Here is a 19,093-nt window from a genome sequence, read left to right on the forward strand (position 1 = left end):
TTTAGTTGTTGATTTTAAAACTAGACCTTATGAGCTGTTAGTAATTCAAAAATATTTTTTGGTGATTCTGAAGCTATTATTTCTTCTATATTTGCCTGATTTCCCAATAGGTCCGTCAGCTCACCGAGTGCCTTTAAATGGGATTCTCCATCGGTAGCTGCAAGAACGAGTATAAGATTGACCGGGTGAGTTCCTTTATCGGAAAAATCGACACTGCTGTCCAGTTTTAAAAGGCTCATGCCAAGCTTATTCACTCCATCTTCCGGGCGTGCATGCGGGATCGCGAATTTTGGCGCGATCACGATATAAGGACCCATTTTAATCAGCGAATCAATCATGGCTTTAATATAATCACGGGTGATAGATCCTTTATTCAAAAGTGGCTCGGCAGCCAGCTTTATAGCGTGCTTCCAATCGCTTGCCCCTTCCCTTATCAAAATGTTTTCAACAGGAAGAATGTCAGCAAGAGAAGGCTTTTCTGCCGTTGCCACTTTCTGGACGGGAGCAGACAAAAACCGTTTCAGCTCCCTTTCAAGCGCATCTCGGTTATGAATGTCGGCATATTGGCCAATCAAGTCAAGCAGGATCTCGGCTGAAGCCCTTTTTTGGTGTGGAGCCGAGTCATCAACCAACGCATTAACCTTTTTTAAAAGTCCCTCTTTTTCAGCATCCGATAAAATCGGAGATACGACAAAAACCGGCTTATCGCTTTTTTCAAGCGGAATGGTCGAGATGATAAAGTCGGCGTCAATCAGGTTTTTTTCATATTCCCGAAGTGAAACGCTTCCATAAATATCAACAGTAGAGAACAGCCCTTCCAGCTGATGCTGCAGCAATTTGGAAGTGCCTAGCCCCTTCGTGCAAACCAGCAACGCAGTTTTTCGTTCTGGAGGCTTAGCGTCAACCCTTCTCATCCAGCCGCCAAAATGAGTGGCAATCAGTGCTACTTCGTTGTCGTTGGCCGAGTTTCCCGCTGCCTCCTCAAGATGGTGGACAACTTTTTTTGTCAGTTGAAAAATAACCTGATACTTGTCCTTGATCAATTCAGCGGAATCACTTTGGTCCTCCAGCCCATATTTCAGCCGGTAGTAGGCAGGTTTTATATGAAGAAGGAGATTCTTTTTGATTTCATTGATATCTTCAAAAAATACACAGGCATATTTTTGAAAATCTGTAACCATGGAATCAGCAACCTGTTCAAGCATAGGTGAGATATTCTCATCCCTGGCTTCGGAAAACTGGACTCTTGAGCTTAGCAAATGCTTGGTCAGATAAAATATTTCATCCTCCGGAAAATGAACTCCAAACAACCTGGAAAGCTTGGCGCCTATTTCCTTTGCCGCTTCGAACTCACTTGCTTCCTTAAGAACTTCTTTTTCAACAGGATCAATTTCAATCCTCTTGCCCTGCGCGAGCCTTCTTCCGAATAAAAGGAGCCTTAAAGAAAGATTCTGCATGAAATCATCCGTAAAAACGACATTCAGTTCCTTTTCCGTTTCTACCAATATTCCGTGAACCGCTTTCAATTTTTCAAAATCAAAAAGGTTCAATTCCTCACGGTTTTGGTTGATAAGCAATGGAATTTGATTAATAATCGTCTGCAGTTTCTGATCCGATAAAACCTGCTGAAGATAAAACACGATTGCCTTTCGTTTATCATCTTCATCTCCAAGGATCAGGTATCCGGACTTTCGATCCGACTTAAGCTCAAGTCCAAACCTGGATAGCTCGTTCTTTAAGCCTTTAACATCTTCCAGCGTGGTGTTTCTGCTGACCCTTGTTTTTCCCATTAAATCCTCTAGAAAAATAGGTGCCTCCCTGGCCATCAAATAAATCGCGATCAGAGCCTTACGCTCATCGGGGGAATATTCATAGTGCCAGACACCAGCAGATGTACCAATCAGTTCTGGAATTTGACTTCTCGCTTCCTCTTCCAAATGGAAGCCGACAGACCTTACATAGTTCACTTCAGGAAGCTTCTGGTCTTTAAGCCACGAATTAATTTTTTCAATATCGTAGTAGACCGTCCTCCGCGAAATCTTGAATTTTTCCGTAAGTTCTTTGATCGGCACATTGGAATCCGCCTGGACTAAATAGGCCAATATGGCATTACTTCGTTGATCCAATGACATTAGCGTTCACCTCCTTAGCCCCGTTAGTTTGCACAATACAGTCTTATTATTGCGTATTCCAATTGTGCAATTTCAGACTCAATTATACTAATCATGGTGCAAAGATGAGCTTATAAAGGTCTCTCGGTTGGCGCAGTAATTTCCACTCCATCCGAAGGTGTTGTTATAAATCTTATTATTCCTTGCTTTAGCAATTGCTTATCTTTACTATACTGTGGGTTCTTTGCAAAAAGTAGACCAAATGCCGCTCGAAGATTTTGTGCAAAATTGGACCTTTTAAAACATGCCACCTGGCAACTTAACACAAATTACAGAAGCATAGGGACATACCCTCGGTACGTCCCCATGCTTCTTAAGAGATAGACTCAAAGAAAAAGGAGTGATGATAAGTAGAAGGACAACTCAAAAGAGGGAAACGACAAAGAGGAAAACAATCATCAAATCTTTCATAAACTGATTATTAAGATAAATACTACCTAAAATATATCGAAAAAGAGAAAACCACCATCAATTTCACTTAATTGAAAATCAGTAAGGATATATAAAAAAATGAGGTCAAAATTCGTAAGAATCCCACCCAAATACAGTTCCTGATCTAATCAGATAATTACACCATCAACCTCCAAACATCAATGAACCTCAACCAAACTATTCCGACCCCGAACGCGACGGCAGAAGAACGAAATCGCTACGCGATGGCCTCCAAGTTTAGTTTAAACAGTTAAAAAGTGCATAAAAAAAAAAGTTTCCTTTCTTATGGTATTGTTTAATCGCCAAACCAAACAAATACAATAGAAAAGAACTTTTCGTCCATGATTATAACACAGAAATATATAACACTAATTCCCTTTCCAGGCCTCCTCCTGCCTTCTGATCTTAATTTCAAAATTAAAATCAGGAGGCACACCATGAATACATATGATCAAAAAGTAAACTTGTACTTTGAACTGAAAAATACTCCCGAGTCTTCAAGAGAGTCCTATGGAAGAAGGATACGTTCATTCACTTCTTTCATGAAGGAACAAGACCATCCCTTTGGCCATGGCTCAAAAGAAAGAAGACAGAGTATCTCTCTGCCTTAAGTGGTAACACATTTAAATTTTTTCTTAATTATTAATATACCTCTAATTCTCCATTCAAAGTACCGCTGTACAGGTATTCTTCACCAATCTTAATACGAATTGTTTCTTTCCCAGTGAAAGGATCCTCCTCATCAACAGTGACAAGAACAGGGACGGATCTTTCGGATTTCTTTAATTTCACAGTTCCTGTAAAGCTAGCCCAGCCTTTATAGGTCTGCAGGAATCCAAGTTCATCAAGTTCAATATGGATATTGTTCTTCTTGTCGATAATTTGAAGTTTAGCTTTTGATTGAGATTGATCAGCATTTTGCTCAACCATAATTTTAATCTTAGGCCCTTGAGTTTTATCATTAACGAGCTGTCCCTTGGCCGAAACTTTGTGAGCTTCATTGAGACTCATTGGACGGCTTGGCATGTCGTAGCTGCGCTTAAGAGCTTTTCCTGCCTGCACACCAGTTACGTCACCGTTCTTTATGGCGAACTGCCCATCGATAATCACATTCTCAATCCCTTCCGCATACTGCTTTGGATTATCAAATGTAGCCTTATCAGTTACTATATTGGGATCAAATACCGTAATATCAGCTGCCATTCCTTCAGCAATAAATCCGCGGTCAACCATTCCTATGATATTGGCAGGAAGGCCTGTCATTTTTTGAACAGCTTCTTCCAAAGATAATAACCCATCTTCTCTTACAATCTTTCCTAGAACCCTAGGCTGAGTTCCATACCTTCTCGGATGAGTGCTGCTTGAAACAGTTGCTCCTCCATCAGAAGCAATGGCGGTCGTAGGGTTTTTAAGTATCCGTTCAAAATCCTCCTGGTGGCCAAAGAAATAGATGGTTCTAATGTTCCCTTCTTGTTCAAGGATCTGCATAGTCGCTTCTCCAGGTGAAACACCTTGTTCTGCGGCTATATCCCCTAACGTTGTTTGCTTAGTCGGAAAGTAGACGTCACCAGCATCTCTTACCCTACTGGCAATGGTCGCGTGGATTTCTTCTTCAATCTGTGTGCGCATGGCAGGATCCGCAAAGCGCTTGAGCATCTCTTCCCGGCCGCCATCCTGAATCCACTGAGGAACAATCGCAGTTAAGCCTGTTTGGCTGGCCAGGTAAGGATACTGGTCGGCCGCTGCAAATGTTCCCCGCTTATTGGCATCCTGTATCATTTTAATCGTTTCCACAGATTTACCCCAGTTGCTCGGCCCCATTACCTTCATATGAGTAATAACCGGGACGATTCCTGCACTTTCACCTATTTCAATCGTTTCAGAGGTTGCTTCGAGAACGTGATAATTTTCATTTCTGATGTGATTTGGAAAATTGGTTCTCCACTTTTCGGCAACACTGACAACATCAATGACTTCCTGTATTTTTGCATAGTTCCCGGGAGCGTAGAATAATCCTGCAGAAATTCCCCAGGCTCCTTTTTGGAGGGCTGTTTCAATCAGTGACTGCATATCGGAAATTTCTTCAGGAGTGGCACGGCGGTCGTCATATCCCACGACTCCTTCCCAAACCGAATTAAATCCAATATAGCTCCCCACATTGATGGCAAGTCCCTTTTCTTCCAGCTCGGACAGATAGGAAAGGTCAACCGGGCCTCCTCCATCCGGGCTTATCATTTCAGTCGTAACCCCTTGGGTTAATGAGCTTTTTGCTGTTGTAAGTACATCTGTATCTGCATGGCTGTGCATATCAATAAATCCTGGAGAAACAATTTTACCCGAAACATTGATTTCATTTTTTCCACTGGCATCATCCAAGTTTCCAATCGATTGAATATACCCATCAGATATTCCAATATCCGCCTTATAGCGTTTGGAACCAGTACCGTCAATAATTGTGCCATCCTGAAGGATTAAATCAAATTCCTGTTTGGTTTTCTCCTTTGATTGGCCGGTTTGAGGGTACCCTACAAATAAAATTCCCACAAGCAAAACAACAGATAATGTTAGAGACAGAATATTTTTGCTTAAACTTTTCACCTTTTAGCCTCCCTAATATTTCAATATCGACCGAAACTGTTCTTTTCGCCTCCTCTCACTCCAATATTTAACAAACTTACATTAACACAGTTTACTAATTTTTCTAATATTTCAGATAATAATTGAGAGTAAATAACTAGGCCTTATATTTCGGTACCCTAATATTTTCCTAATGAGCTAGTAAATTAGTCCACCACACTAATCTTACGTATAAATCTTTGAATTTTGCCAAATAAAAAAGGACTCCTCCAGTCCTTTTTGTATTTTCTTAGTACTCTTCAATATTCCTAACCTCATCTCCATTAAAATCAACTAAAAGTGTCCATTGGAAAATGGATGGTACCATATACCATTCGAATTTGTATTGAAAAGTGTTCATTTTTATCTAGCAAAAACTGTTCACCTTAGTCTAGCAGTTACAGCTTTAGGATAAGCCCTAATATACCAAAAACCAGAACAGAAACATCCCTTCGACCTGGATTTAGAATTAAAACTTTATTTTATCCTCTTATTATCACTTAATATAAAAAAGTTTAATAACCTGACCATCAGCTAACTAATTGAATTCCGAAGGGACATAAGAACCGCCCCTGTGCCCCTCTCCCCCGCTACCTATTTCTCCGTATAACCGATAGATTGGACTTTGTACTCTTCGCTGTAGTCGACTGTGGCGGTGATTTTGTTTTGTTTATCACCTTTTTTGTATCCGTAAAGGAATAGTTCGGTTCCTTCGGTTCTTGTGGTGAATTCATGATCGTCCACGACGATTTCCCATCCCATTTGCTTTTTGAATTCTTCGTTTGCTGCATGAATGGCTTTTTCAAGTATTTCTTCTTGTTTATTTTCGTCCATATTATTGCACCCCTGGAGGATGGATAGTGAAAAAAGCAACACCACCAAAAGATTTTTCATCGCTCGCTCTCCTTACCATTTCAGCCCAGAATTGATTTAAGAATCATACAGGTTATTATTCACCTGCGAATAATCTTATCAAGGGAAATAACTCTGTTCAAATGATTTTCCCCCGTATCCTTTTTTTATTTCCTGTATTCAGTATGGTAAAATTAAGAAAATATTCCGAAACTTGTGGAGGTCATCCATGACGAAGAATGAAGATAAGCTTTATTTATTTTTATCACAGCAGGCCTATTATATTGATCACAAACGATTGCCTAAATTCATCGAATACAACAACAATCAGCAAACTCATAAATGGGAGGTTGTGAACAAGAAGGATTATGTAACGACTGATTCCACTACTGGATTTGATGCATTGGTTGTTAAGAAGAAAGACCAGATTGTCGTTTCGTTCCGCGGAACCCAGGGGGATGATATGCTCGGAGCAGGCATGGCAGATTTAGAAACCGATATTCAATACATCATGATGAAGGATAAAGTACATGAAAAACAGTCCAATCCAAGAGGAGACCGGCTGGATGTTTATTATAATCCGGAGAAAAAAGAATGGTATAAGAAGAACCAGTTCCAGCAAGCGGAACAACTAGTTAAGGATCTCAAAAATACCAACCCTTCTGCGCGGATAACCGTGACTGGCCATTCTTTGGGAGGAGCACTTGCCCAATATTCAGCTGCGATATTCAGCTTAGACGCAGTAACTTACAGTGCACCAAGCGTCATTGATTTACTAGATGAAAAAACAAAGACAAAAGCTTTTGCAGGGGATTTTGATTCCTCCATTGTCAATTACGTCCATCCTAAGGATTCGATTGGAGCAGGCGGGCTAGAACCTTATGACAGACATATTGGTTCCACCTTCTACATAGGCTCAAGATTCAAATATGAAAATATGGACAATGAAGGAAGGCCTTTCAAGAGGTTACTAGAATCAATCGGTACTTATCATGGAATGGAGAATTATAAGTTTGATAAATACGGGAACATCAATAACGCGGTTCTTTACGATGTTCTTGCTGGCGTAGAAGTATCAAGGTCTCCACGCTATGTAAGTGCGGATGGCGGATTGATCCAGGTAACTCCTTCTCATTTGCATGAAGTTGCAGAAAGTGTGGGGAGAGTAAACCGGAGTGTTTTGAATGAGTTACCTGATGTAAAAAGCAAAATTAAAAATAGGTTGATCAATGATGGAGAGCTTTCGCAAACAAGGGAAATTGGCTATGAAGTGTTAAATGAATTAACCAGTATTGCAAACTGGCTCAACGAAGAAACCTCAAAATTCACCCACTTCTTGAAATTTGCAGCAAATGAATATGAAAAGGCGGATAAGCTGGTATGACGAATAATAAAAAGACAGCTCAATATTTAAATGATATCCAGAATCTAAGCGTTGCCGAAAGAGAGCTTGATCATTTCATAGCAACTCTTAGAAGGACCCAACTTAAATATAGGAACAGCATGGAGCGGCTTTATAGTTGGAAGGCGGGCGAAGCGACAGATCGGGTAAGCCAATGGTCAGAGGGTTTCTTTATGGAACTCTCTAAAAGAATTCATCGTTTGGAAGACAAACGGTATGATATAATCCAGACAAGAAAAAGACTTGATTCACTCATGCGGGCTGAAATTAATTCCGGTCCAAAGTGGTAGGAGGATGGCGATGTTAAGGAAAGGCCTGTTATTGATTTTGGCAATATTAATCTTGCAGGGGTGTAATGATATGTCTACGGAAGAAAAAGAGAAAATCGTAAAGGAAGCTACAGAATCGGCAGTCCAATATTTCAAAGAGCAAAAAGGATGGGACGTAGTAATTAATGAGCATGAATTCACAACCCGTACTAATGGTACGGAGATTTTTCTTTTTGGATACCAGAAGGGAAATAAGGATAACAGGATTCATGCTATGGTGAATTTTTCTGAAGACAAATACGAAGTATCATTAATAGGGTATGATGAAGAATAACCCGGGGGTTCCCGGGTTATTTAAACAGAAGAACTAAAAAGCGCAAAGCCATGGTCTTTAAGCCTCTAACCTTTTATTTCAAGAACCGTCCCTGTGTTTCTTTTTCTAACTTCTAGATTGAGATGGTTCTGCCAACAACTCTTCACTAATCTCTAATAAATACTCACAATTCTCTAATAGTTTAATAATATCCTCCCAGTTTGATTCAACCCCCAATTCATTTGAATGAGCGATTTGGTCTCTCAAGTCTCTTAATTCATCTGATATATCTTTCCACTTACTTTTGGACATCTTAAAGAATGAAAATAAATATTCATCTTTCCTAATTATTTGCATTTTATCACTGATTTGTAAGCACTCTATTAAATTTATATCTTCATTCTTATTCTGCCGCTTGATATATAAATCTTCTGCTTTTTCAAAGCGTTCATAACTAATATACTTTTTCCACTCATCCCCTTCAAACCTCCATTTGATTATTTCTCCTAGATTCATTTCCAAAAGAGTAATATAACCAAAGATCAGAATTCTTACTGGAGGTTTTTGCAAATCAGCAGATGTAATTAGTTTTGTAACTTTATTCTTTTCAAGAACAAATAACCTACTTTTACCTTTTAATATATGTAAAAACTGAATTAGCGGAGTAGTATTAGTGATTATTTCATTTGTATTGAATCGCTTCAAGTAATTCTTAACTTGTCCCTCGTTTAAATCTTCTCTTTCAATATATCCTGCAATTTCATTATCATCTAATACACCAATAACATCATAATTTCTATAGTACATTTCTTTTTTTATTTGCAAAGAGTCACCATTGAGATCACATACTATAAGAGACTCTGCAATACAATCAACCGTAATGCTTGTTTCATAGAGATTTTTTAAGGTATAATACTTATTTCTTGGACTTTCTAACCTTTCCATTAACACTACTCCTTTATGAAAGATCTCACTTCATAAATCATCGAATAGATGGAAGTATATCCATGAAATCTTAGAATGCAAACAAACGACCCTGTGCTGAGGGATAAATACACTAAAGCGAATAAATGGAATTATGATTTTTTCATTATATTATCTAATATAAATCTCCCTATGACTTCTTGTAGCTCTATTCTATTTTTATGAATGGTTTGATGAAAGATTATTTCAGCCAGGAGAATATTATTCGAAAGATTATAACTAATATTAGCAGTAAACCCATCCTTAGAATTGTTAACCGTAATCCAATTTAGAGTAGAGGATTCAAGAGTGAACTTGAGTTTTCTACTAAGATTCTTATCCCTAGTATTGAATCTTAAGTACCCTCTATACTCCCCAGACTTTTCTCCATTCATTAGCAAGATTCCTGAGAGTCTTACATTGGAAGGAATTTCAATAATAGACCCTAATTCTTTATTGTCAACTTTGTTCCATTGTTCTAAGGTTTTATGTATATGATTTCTCAGAATAACTAATCCACTTTCTTTATTTTCATTTAGATATTCTAAACATTGATGTAAATTTCTTATAGAGTTATGCTTGTCTCCGACCCAGATTCCAATTCTTGATTCTTTATATGTTCTAATCATATCTACTTCACTATTTAAAGCCATACATAATCCCCTCTAAATCTTCTTGTTTAATTTTTTTAGCAACCTCTTCGGATACTAGCATACTTCTTAGCAAAGAATCGTCTTTCGGAATAATTAAGTTTAAATTTATAAATATCTCATCAGGCTGTTTATAATCTATCGTTGAAATCAACCCATATCCGTAGTCACGTGATCCAGGAGAATTATACCAATAAACAGCCAACTGTCTAAGTGCATTTAGAAAATCCGAATTTTTGCATTCACCAGGAATAAGAGGAGGTAAATCCGGTCTTAGTGGCGATGAACGTTTCTTAAGTTTAAACTTATCGTTATATGAGTCTATTATTGATGAAGTTTCAACAAACAAATCTGGTGATCGTTTTCCAGATGTTGAAGTTATATGACATACACCCAGGAACTGGGAAGTTGGTTTCAGTGATTCTAAAGCTAAGATTGTAAATACCTCACCAAAGTTTCCCGTAACTGAACTACCCGCGGTTTTTCCTGTTTGCGGTTCATAACTCGGATTAATTGGTGATATCGTTTGATTTAAAGCCCACCAAAGACTTCCTTTTTGTCTATATACAGATAAATGATTTCCTAACTGCAGGACTAAGCTTTCTCCCCATAACGAACCATACATATTTAATTCAAATGTACTTGATTCTATCTTCCACTGACTAATTGGACGAGGTTTAAATGAAGGTGTCCTGCTAAAATTAACTCTTGAATTCCCAATGAAAAGTTTAATAACCAATTTCAATATCAATACTCCTTTTTAAATAATTATAATCTAGTCAAAATTCAGGCCAATTTTATATTCATGACATTAATTTCATCAGTAATATTAAAATCTTAATAAAAAGAACTAAGCGTAACTATAATTCTCCTTTACGCTTCATCTTGTATCGTACTAATTGCTTTTAGCAATTGAAATTCTCTGAACAATAGTATGTCAACGAGTCGAATAACGAAACAATACCTAATTATGTAATTAGACTCAAGAAAGGGACATGAGTACCGCTCTCATGTCCCCTTTCTACATAATTAAGATGGATTCGACTTGCCAATGTTTAGGGCATCTTCGTACTCTATTTTCATTTTTTCTTTCAATGGAGTAATACGAGGGTCAACATCAAAGTCTTTCCAAGTTGCCGGTCTTTTCTTTAATGTTTTCTTCAACCATTTTAAAGCTCGCTTCCAATCTTCACTAGCAATGAAAAGAAAGACTAAATCTGACATAGTTTGATAATTATCAGCATGAACTTGCAGGTCTTTAAGGAAGTATTCCTCGGCTGTATCTAAATCGTTTTTTTCATACCAATGTACATAAGCCATAGTGTTATAAACATTGTAAGTGCTGGGATCGAGTTTAATAATTTCATTTAATAAAAGGATTTTTCTATCGGAGTTTTCTATCCCATATACCGCATTCATTTTTTGAAGGACTTGTTGCTGAATATATAGCCTTTCCCTATATGATTGGTCAAGTTCTTCAATTTTCTTGCTCACTTCCTTCTGTATGAGCTTTGGCAATTCCCTAGTGCTATACCAGCCATACAAAGCAAAAGCTACTCCTCCGAAGGCCCCCACAGAAGCAATTACGGTTAGGAGGTAATTTGCATCAATTTTATTACTGTCTTTAAAAGCAGCAATAATCCCCATGATCATTAATCCCAGTACAAGCATGGTGATTATCCTTTGAACAAATCTCATACGCCTCACTCTCCTTTAACACTTCTGCCAATTGGTTATTAAACATTACCCTACATCATTTATTATAAATGTTGGTACTAAAAAATGTTTAGCAACAATTGGCCTGTATTACGGGGCAGATTTATTTAATGCTTAATAAGCATATATTAAACTAATACCTTTAAAGTATTTATGCTCCCGAAAAGAATACAAGAGCTCTCCCTATTTCCTCTCCTATCCCTCCATCTTCCCATAATCACCCATCATCTGCTCCAACCAATACAATGCCTGGGGATAGTTGGTATAGCTATCATAAGAAATGTTCACCCTTCTTCTTTGATGAGCCAGGTTAGCCAATTCGACTTCTGAAATGTTCGGGTTGGCATTTAAAATCACAAGTTCTACTAATCTCTTCTTTTTATATTCTTCTTTCTGTTCTGAACCGATACGTGTTTTGCCTAGTTGGCCATAGATTTGGTCTCCACGCCCGGCAAGGCTGTAATATATATTTTCACTATCCTGGAAGATTCCCGAAACCTGTGAGTTTTCCCAACTTCCGTGTCTTTTAAATTTCCTTGTATAATAATCTGGCACATCACTCCAGGTATTTACCCGAATGATAGAGATGTTCGGCAGCTGTGAGATAAGTGGATTTTTATCTACCTTAAAGTTTTTATTAGAGAGCCAACTTAACTTTTGACGAAGATTTGCTGATATATAAAGCACCACAGGTTTTTCAATTCCGAAAAGCTCTTGAGTAACATGGTCCATGATAAATGTTTCATCTACATATGACCCTCTCGTTTTAGAATCACAGAGCTTTTTAAAAAGTTTAGCTACTTCGTGGTAGGCATACCAATCTGTAACTCCAGCTGCTTTTATATAGGTATTGTCTCCATCATATTTTGTTAAGAAAAGAAATGATTTCTTATCTAGATAGTCTTGGATAACACCTATTTCTATAATTTTATCAGCTAACGTCTCACCGACTTTTGAAGGCGCATTATATTTCGTGATAGCTTGTTCAACCCCTAGTTTGCTCAATGCATCCAAGAACGCATTTCGATAAGGGTGATTAATGTTGCTCTTAGCCAGAGTTTTAGCTTGAATATTTTCCTTCACAGGATAATTTATAAACTGCACATGTTTGCCTAACTGCAAAAATGCTTTTCGGATAAGCTTAAGTGGATCCTTTTTCTTATATTCAGGATGTTTGTGATAGTCAGGGATAAAGAAAATGTTCATCTCTATAATGTCGTCACTTAAGTATTGGGTTACTTCAGATTGGACTTCAGCTATCTTTTCTTCCTTAGCCCCTTCATAGATTTTGAAAGCTGATTTCATTAATATCGCATTATAGCGAATTGTCATATAGCCATTCAAAAACTTGATTCTAAATGCATTTCCGTCTCTTAATGGATAAATGATCTCCTTATCCTGTTGATCCTCTACTAAAGCAAGGAACTCCTCTTTAAATGACTCGATATATTTTTCATCCGGAACAAAAACATTAAGGCTAACTTCCTGATTTTTAAGCATTGCTGGCAATAACATCTTCGAGAAATGAACCTGTTTAGATTTACCCTTCCCCAGTACTTTAGCACCTTTACTACTAATAATTCTATGCCCGTCGACAGGCTCAATTCCTTCTACAACCTCAGCTGCACGTTCATAGAAATTCCGCTCTTCTTCGAGAGTAACTCCATTCCCTGTCATCTTAAACTTCCAATGGTTTACCCACCAGGAAATTGTCGCATTTGCAACCGGAAAGCCTATAAATAACCCATCCTCTTTCATACCATTTTGGATATAGGTAACCGTGCTGTCCAATACATCCCGAATAGAAGTACCAAAGTCCTCCATCCGTTCTTTATGAACAGAAGGGATTACATAATCGATTCCTTCGTCAGAACCCTGCTTTGCTCTTAAAGTAGTCGAGATTATACTCGATCCTCCATCTTTTTTAAAGTTCCCCATATACAAAGAAACATTATTCTTAAAGCTTTTGTAGTCAGTAGGTTCAGAATAGGAAATCCACTGTCTTACAGATGTCTTTAGCTGCAAATATAAATGGTCATCATTGGAGATAGGTTCATAAAGGCTAAAAGACAAAACAAAGGAACAATATCCCCCATCAATTTCAATTGGGCGCGATACTGCACTGTGCTCCAATCCACCACCAGAAGCATGCGAGAAATACAACACCTCTTCGATTACATCAAAAGTTTTTAGCTTTTCTTCACCAATATACTTATAAACCTCCAAGGTTACATTAAGCGGCACCTTGCAAAGCTGTGAAGTGAAATATCCATTCAGTATCGCCATTTTGTATGGCTTGTGTATCACTTCCGATAAATGCATAACCTTCACAACAGGGTCAATTACAAATGAGTTCACCACTGATAGGTCAAGGTACCATTTGTGTAGTCTGTTATATTCTTTCAAAAGCTTAACAAAAGACAGTGAAATATCTTTTAACATTGCCGGTTTTGAATCGTATTCCTCCTTGTTTATAAAAAGGAATGGTTCATCTCCATAGTATGATGGCTCCGCCAAATAACAGGTATAAATCTCTGGATATTCCATCTCAATATCTTTTATTAAATCTCTGATCGGATTCTTTCTATGATTCCTAAAATAAATTGCCCTTGTCATCTCTTTCCACTTATCGGGCATATAAAATGCTACTACAACCGCTTGTTCCAGGTGATTTTTATCTATTTTATAACGTAAAGGCTGCAGGTAGTCCTTGATTCCTTCATTTTGTAGTCGGTCCTCGAATACAGATGAAAAATCTTCCATTACTTTATTCATAAATAAGTCTCCTCCCTTTCAGTTATTAAGGCCTTTCCTCTAACAGCTTCCTTCAATGGGGAAAATAGCAGGTCCATCAAGAAGTCACTTTCATTCATCAAAAGATGTTCCATCATCGATAGCATACTGCTATTAAATCTTTCTTCATTTGGTTCAGCCACCATTCCATTTGTAGCCTTTTCAGCGGTAGACGGTGCAAAGGCTGCATCAACAAGATACACTTGAAGATCTGTTCCGCCCCGCAGTCCTCGACCCATGGTTTGATACATTAATGTAAGCATATTTAATGTGATGACCTTCTTGTTCTCATCTGTAAGGCTATTCCAATAACCTCTCTTATTCATTAACTTGCTGTATAGCCCTCGAACTTTCCCCTCAACCTTATACCAATATTTATAGAGCGGCTCATCCATTGAAATTGCTTTATCTGAATCTTCAAGGTAACCTTCAAATGAAGAATGCAACTGATGGACTACTTCGCTAAAATTATCCGGTGTAGGGTAAGGTCTTACTAAAAAGTACATCGTCCCTATGAGAGAGCTCTTGCTTAATACTCCTTGCAGAATATTCAGTCCTCTACCGACAGAATTAGCTACGAAAACAAATACATCAACCGGTTCAGCATAAAGGTTCTCAAGATCGTTCTTGCGGATATGAAATCCTTCCTCAAATTCAATCCTTGCACCTTTTGCATACTTTCCGGTTTGATACTGCACACGAACATTATAGGAGGTTTGTTCCCTTAGGGTCCGTCCCAATACCTCAGCCACTTCAAATGAAAAAACAGGGAATGCTATGATTCTCTGTTTACCTTTCTGCTGTTCTGCCTGAGGAAGATGGCTATACTCTTCAGCCATCCGAATAAAATCATCCTCAAATTTTCCGGAGCTTACAAAGTAATCCACAATCTTCTTCAACGCGTTTTCTTTCTTAAAAATATCATCTTTGCCTGAGACTTTAATAATTGAAAAGTCCTTGTCCTTCACTGGGCAAAAATCTAACTGAATCTTTTGTTCCTTTTGACTCCTATTCGATAATAGCCATTTTGGCTTAATCTTTGTATGATAGACGCTCGATCCTGGAACATAGCTTGTCGCTGATAAAAGCAGCATCGCTGGCTTCTCCACAGGCTCAATATGCAGGAAGGTATCCTGCATTCTCGAAAGTAAATTACGACCAACTCCAAAGTAATACAACATTTTCAGCTTATCATTCTTTTCATCTTCTGATGAGAACCTATAAGCGACAACATCATTTAGCAAAGGAGCAGAATAATAAGGCTCACTTTTCACTTGAACCATATTTGAGAACGATCCAATCAGGTCCTTGTTTTCCTCTTCCAGAAGCATCATAAAAGTTTGATATTCATTAATCAAGAAGCGATTATTACGATCAAAAATTGAGAAGGCCAGCAACAGATCCAATCTTTCTTTAATTACGGATGAGAAATCTTTACCATAATAGGCATCCTTCTTAAATACGATATGATACTCATCTTGCAATTCAGCCAGAAGATCAACTATTATCCGGTCTCTTAGTTCACTCGGGTCTTCATCCCCAAACTCAGTTGTCACTCTAGGCATATAGTATTCTGTTAAATCTTCATATAGGAGTCGTAGTGTCGGGGATAACTCTCTTTTCTTTGCAGAGCTCAGATTTAAGAAATCAACTAGAAAATGCTCCAGATCATTTACATTCGAACACTCCTGTATAAATTCATAAGTGAAGCTAGAGACAAGTAAATCCATTGTAAAAGTTTTATTCTTTAGCTGATCTCTGATGACTGGCTGTGGAAATAACTGCGAATACAGATACCTGCCTAGCCGCTGTGAAATGGAGATGGCATCAGCGTAATTCCCGACAAATCCAGACATACCTGACTTCTTAATTTCAGTCACAACATTGTACATATAATCAAGGAAGTTTATTCTTTTTTCTGTCTTATCGGTGACTAGATTCAGTTCCTGGATTAAAGCATTATCAAAGCGTTGTTGCGCTAAATCGTACTCATCGACAATGATTAAATCTGACCTTAGCCACCCAAGAGTGAAGTAGTTACGCTCAAATAGGTCTGCATGATATGGGACTTTGGATAACAAGAGTGCATCATAATTACCAATCCAAACATCGGCTTCTGCCAGTAATCTATATTTCTCAAAATCCCCATTAAAAGAATAGTCAGGAGCAATAAATTCAGCTACTCCGTCTCCTAAATCCATTTCGATCATCTGATTCCGCGGCTTGCGGGTATGTTCGAAGTGTTGTTTCAAATACTCATGCGTATAATTAAAGTCAGATAGAATTTTAAATTGTTCTTCGTGTCCTGCAAAAAAGGTAAGCAGATCAGATGCTTTATCAGCATATGATGCAGCATAATCTTCCCGGTGGCGCTGAATACTGCTATCGCCCAAAAACACAGCAGCTTTTATCCCTAATTCTTTCAATTCGTTCATTAACTTAAAGCACTTTAAAACATCATTTTCTAGTATTAAGACCTTCTTGCCATGTTGTGTCACATTCTTTGTCACCAGCTTCGTTAATATGGATTTTCCTGCTCCAAGCCTGCCAATGACATGGGTGAGTTCATCCAATTTGAAATCAGCTGGTAACAAGCCTGATGATCTATAATCTATCTTTTTGAGTTCTATATTATTATAGAGATCAATCCATTTAGAATCTCCTGATTCAACCGCTAACTGTTCCGCAGTCTCCTTTAGTCTCAGGATGGCATTCAAATCCTGAAGGGATTTTTTCTTTTTGATTACTTTTTCAATATGGTCTGTTATTAAAAAATGATGCTTGTCTTTGAACATATAATCAGGATATACGTCTCTTAATTTTTTGCTTACCGGTTCCATCCCTTTGTTTTTTATGATATCTTCTGATTGGTTTGGTTTCAGCACCATTTTGCTGTCTTTATGCACATCAAGGGCAAATGGGTGATACCGAATCATCAGTTGGAGGTTTCGTCTATCATCAATGATATTCTTAAAGAGAGTCCGGACACTTTTATCATCCCTGATACACGATGGATTTCTGGTGACCCATTCTACCCCATCTTCACCTTTATAGCCATCGAACATTCTTACTTGCGGGTTGATTTGCAAGTAGTTTCTCCATAAAGAATTGATTCCTTTTCTACTATAAAAAGGCTGCATAAGAAACGTGACTCTCTTTAGGTAAAATCGATCAATATCATAGTTCCTGAAATACTCCGGATGATTTTGTGGGATCAGGTGAAGATTCTGGAATGGATACAGTCTATCAACATGTTTCTGCAGCCATTCAAACAAAATTTCACCGTAATATAAAAACATTTCAAGATAGAGAAATGAATCAACATTCCCGGGGATAATTTCTGCTAAATCCTTTCTCAACTTAGATAGCTCGCCTCTTTGCGGGGATTCATCCAGCAAGGAAGGGTTAAAGGAAACAGAAATACTTTCATCCAGTTTTATATCCGTGCTTCTTAGATTTTGAAATGACCTACGCTTCATTTTTTAACCTCCCAAGAACATCTTCTATTTCTGCTATCAGTTGCTTTTGATTGACAAATTTCAGCGTTTTCCCAGTTACCTTAAAAAAGGTATCTTTATTTACCTGATCTCTTAATACTCTTAAATAGTCACTGCCTTTCATTCTGTACTTTGGAATATGAACATACTCCAAATTAAAATAGTTCCCTATTCGCTCATTGATGTGACGAGCAAGCCTTTCAGGTTCCCGATAATCTTTTACATCAATTAAAATTCTTTTCTTCCCAGCAAGTATCTCAATATCTCCATCACGTTCTAGGTTTGGAAATAAATTGACTGAAATGCTTTCATTTTCAAATAGTTTTTTTAGTATTGTATAAATCCTAAACTCTTCTATTCCAGGCAATACATTAAAATAAGCAATTCCATCAAGAGGGATATAGGCTACCTCGCCTTGTTTCAATAAGAACGTCTCCCTTTCCTGGCGGTTTTTCGTGTGATCATGGAAACAAACATGATTGTTGTAACAGACATTTTTAGACTTCATTGGCATTTTGCAATAATTGCAGATCTCGAATTTGAGAGGTCCATTGATCTTTCGATATAACCCACGGATGATTTCTTCATCTGACAGGGAAATTCCATACAAATCAGCCAGCTCAATAAAGTGCAATTCTAGTTCATTTTCTAAGAGGATATTGAGAGCTGGTTCATACTGAAAATTCCCATTCTGGAAGAAACCTTTGTTATATAACTTAACGCGAACAGCAGTGTAAACATTCTGATATTTCTCTCTATCAATTTGGCTTCTACAATGATCAAGAAAGTCTTTCATCTGATACTGTTGTCTCTGCAAGGGGTCAATTTTTGATTGTTTGTAGTCCATATAGAAATCAGTCGCAAGTTCCGACAGGCAACCATCGGTAAATAAGGTTGTGTCGAATAGGTCATTAAAAAGGGGATTTTGACTATCAGAGGTGTGAAAAATATCTTTCAGTCGCTTTTTTTTTAGTATATAAAAGAAATCAATCAAATTTAGAGGGACTGTTTCCTTATAGTTAAGCACCAACTCTCTATGTAATGAATAAACAGCCACAGGCACTTCTTTTTTATCCATAAAATCCATATAATTATCAATCACTTGATAAATCAAGTCTTCTAATGATTTATCAATCTTCAAAGTATCGATCGCTGGCATGATACATCCCCTGTCTTATTGTATTTTTTCTTTCCCAATCTTCAATAAAAAATCGCTGGTGAAAACTTAAAATCGAACGAGAAATGACCTATAGAAAACAAAAATTCATCCTATACTTAACATCCTAGATGTATTGGATTCTGCCTTAAAAAGACCACCTTACCAACCCATAAAAATTTTCTCTGTAAACAAACGAAGTGGTACGCGAACGCGTACCACTTCGTTTGTCCAAAGATGTTAGTTTTGGCTTATAGTCATTA

The 19,093-nt window shown here is 37.6% G+C and carries 14 protein-coding genes; 4 read left to right on the forward strand and 10 right to left on the reverse strand.

Going from position 1 to position 19,093, the window contains the following annotated elements; translation table 11 throughout:
• Positions 1-20: 20 nt before the first annotated feature.
• Positions 21-2,132 (reverse strand): BglG family transcription antiterminator, encoded by a 2,112-nt coding sequence (locus QNH36_RS22420; protein WP_283904288.1) that lies wholly within the window; start codon positions 2,130-2,132, stop codon positions 21-23.
• 908 nt (positions 2,133-3,040) lie between these two features.
• On the opposite strand from QNH36_RS22420, the gene QNH36_RS22425 reads away from it, so the two are divergent.
• The gene (locus tag QNH36_RS22425) at positions 3,041-3,214 is read left to right on the forward strand and encodes a hypothetical protein (RefSeq protein WP_186326790.1); all 174 of its coding nucleotides are present in this window, start codon (positions 3,041-3,043) and stop codon (positions 3,212-3,214) included.
• Between the two features lie 31 nt (positions 3,215-3,245).
• Here the strand turns inward: QNH36_RS22425 and QNH36_RS22430 are convergent, their stop codons facing one another.
• Together QNH36_RS22430 and QNH36_RS22435 are read right to left on the reverse strand one after the other, a co-directional pair.
• Complete coding sequence (locus tag QNH36_RS22430; protein ID WP_144478273.1) at positions 3,246-5,201, reverse strand: N-acyl-D-amino-acid deacylase family protein; 1,956 nt, start codon at positions 5,199-5,201, stop codon at positions 3,246-3,248.
• A 612-nt stretch (positions 5,202-5,813) separates the two neighbouring features.
• Entirely contained in the window at positions 5,814-6,113 is a 300-nt protein-coding gene (locus QNH36_RS22435; RefSeq protein WP_144478277.1) for a hypothetical protein, read from the reverse strand.
• 187 nt (positions 6,114-6,300) lie between these two features.
• Between QNH36_RS22435 and QNH36_RS22440 the strand changes: the two genes are divergently transcribed.
• Genes QNH36_RS22440 through QNH36_RS22450 form a run of 3 tightly spaced genes read left to right on the forward strand, consistent with a single transcriptional unit; the run spans position 6,301 to position 8,076 of the window.
• Positions 6,301-7,455 carry a lipase family protein gene (locus QNH36_RS22440; RefSeq protein WP_283904289.1) on the forward strand — a complete coding sequence of 385 codons (1,155 nt, stop codon included), beginning with the start codon at positions 6,301-6,303 and terminating at the stop codon, positions 7,453-7,455.
• Positions 7,452-7,763 carry a hypothetical protein gene (locus tag QNH36_RS22445; protein ID WP_283904290.1) on the forward strand — a complete coding sequence of 104 codons (312 nt, stop codon included), beginning with the start codon at positions 7,452-7,454 and terminating at the stop codon, positions 7,761-7,763. The genes QNH36_RS22440 and QNH36_RS22445 overlap by 4 nt, the downstream gene beginning before the upstream one ends.
• Before the next feature lie 10 nt (positions 7,764-7,773).
• Positions 7,774-8,076, forward strand: a complete 303-nt coding sequence (locus QNH36_RS22450; protein WP_283904291.1) for a hypothetical protein — start codon at positions 7,774-7,776, stop codon at positions 8,074-8,076.
• Between the two features lie 105 nt (positions 8,077-8,181).
• Here QNH36_RS22450 and QNH36_RS22455 read toward each other — a convergent pair whose 3' ends face one another.
• The 7 genes from QNH36_RS22455 to QNH36_RS22485 all read right to left on the reverse strand — a co-directional run bounded on the left by QNH36_RS22455 (position 8,182) and on the right by QNH36_RS22485 (position 18,833).
• Positions 8,182-9,000, reverse strand: coding sequence for a CBS domain-containing protein (locus QNH36_RS22455; protein WP_283904292.1), 819 nt, complete (start codon positions 8,998-9,000; stop codon positions 8,182-8,184).
• A 131-nt stretch (positions 9,001-9,131) separates the two neighbouring features.
• On the reverse strand, positions 9,132-9,671 hold the full coding sequence (locus QNH36_RS22460; RefSeq protein WP_283904293.1) for a hypothetical protein: 540 nt from the start codon (positions 9,669-9,671) through the stop codon (positions 9,132-9,134).
• Positions 9,658-10,413: a hypothetical protein gene (locus tag QNH36_RS22465; protein WP_283904294.1), complete on the reverse strand. Its 756-nt coding sequence runs from the start codon at positions 10,411-10,413 to the stop codon at positions 9,658-9,660. The genes QNH36_RS22460 and QNH36_RS22465 overlap by 14 nt, the downstream gene beginning before the upstream one ends.
• A gap of 284 nt (positions 10,414-10,697) precedes the next feature.
• Positions 10,698-11,366, reverse strand: a complete 669-nt coding sequence (locus QNH36_RS22470) for a tetratricopeptide repeat protein (protein WP_283904295.1) — start codon at positions 11,364-11,366, stop codon at positions 10,698-10,700.
• Positions 11,367-11,579: 213 nt separating this feature from the next.
• A complete protein-coding gene (locus QNH36_RS22475; RefSeq protein WP_283904296.1) occupies positions 11,580-14,159 on the reverse strand; it encodes an RNaseH domain-containing protein in 2,580 nt (859 codons plus the stop codon).
• Positions 14,156-17,656 (reverse strand): hypothetical protein, encoded by a 3,501-nt coding sequence (locus QNH36_RS22480; protein ID WP_283904297.1) that lies wholly within the window; start codon positions 17,654-17,656, stop codon positions 14,156-14,158. Before QNH36_RS22480 ends, QNH36_RS22475 begins: the two co-directional genes overlap by 4 nt.
• Positions 17,646-18,833 carry a restriction endonuclease-related protein gene (locus tag QNH36_RS22485; RefSeq protein WP_283904298.1) on the reverse strand — a complete coding sequence of 396 codons (1,188 nt, stop codon included), beginning with the start codon at positions 18,831-18,833 and terminating at the stop codon, positions 17,646-17,648. Before QNH36_RS22485 ends, QNH36_RS22480 begins: the two co-directional genes overlap by 11 nt.
• Positions 18,834-19,093 lie beyond the last annotated feature (260 nt).

It is taken from the genome of Mesobacillus sp. AQ2, assembly GCF_030122805.1.
Lineage (GTDB): Bacteria > Bacillota > Bacilli > Bacillales > Cytobacillaceae > Mesobacillus > Mesobacillus oceanisediminis_A.

What these genes read in the sequence shown, in the direction of transcription:
- QNH36_RS22475 (WP_283904296.1), bottom strand. Translation starts at nt 14,159, where the DNA reads ATGAATAAAGTAATGGAAGATTTTTCATCTGTATTCGAGGACCGACTA.
- QNH36_RS22440 (WP_283904289.1), top strand. Translation starts at nt 6,301, where the DNA reads ATGACGAAGAATGAAGATAAGCTTTATTTATTTTTATCACAGCAGGCC.
- QNH36_RS22435 (WP_144478277.1), bottom strand. Translation starts at nt 6,113, where the DNA reads ATGAAAAATCTTTTGGTGGTGTTGCTTTTTTCACTATCCATCCTCCAG.
- QNH36_RS22450 (WP_283904291.1), top strand. Translation starts at nt 7,774, where the DNA reads ATGTTAAGGAAAGGCCTGTTATTGATTTTGGCAATATTAATCTTGCAG.
- QNH36_RS22455 (WP_283904292.1), bottom strand. Translation starts at nt 9,000, where the DNA reads ATGGAAAGGTTAGAAAGTCCAAGAAATAAGTATTATACCTTAAAAAAT.
- QNH36_RS22420 (WP_283904288.1), bottom strand. Translation starts at nt 2,132, where the DNA reads ATGTCATTGGATCAACGAAGTAATGCCATATTGGCCTATTTAGTCCAG.
- QNH36_RS22445 (WP_283904290.1), top strand. Translation starts at nt 7,452, where the DNA reads ATGACGAATAATAAAAAGACAGCTCAATATTTAAATGATATCCAGAAT.
- QNH36_RS22460 (WP_283904293.1), bottom strand. Translation starts at nt 9,671, where the DNA reads ATGGCTTTAAATAGTGAAGTAGATATGATTAGAACATATAAAGAATCA.
- QNH36_RS22480 (WP_283904297.1), bottom strand. Translation starts at nt 17,656, where the DNA reads ATGAAGCGTAGGTCATTTCAAAATCTAAGAAGCACGGATATAAAACTG.
- QNH36_RS22485 (WP_283904298.1), bottom strand. Translation starts at nt 18,833, where the DNA reads ATGCCAGCGATCGATACTTTGAAGATTGATAAATCATTAGAAGACTTG.
- QNH36_RS22470 (WP_283904295.1), bottom strand. Translation starts at nt 11,366, where the DNA reads ATGAGATTTGTTCAAAGGATAATCACCATGCTTGTACTGGGATTAATG.
- QNH36_RS22425 (WP_186326790.1), top strand. Translation starts at nt 3,041, where the DNA reads ATGAATACATATGATCAAAAAGTAAACTTGTACTTTGAACTGAAAAAT.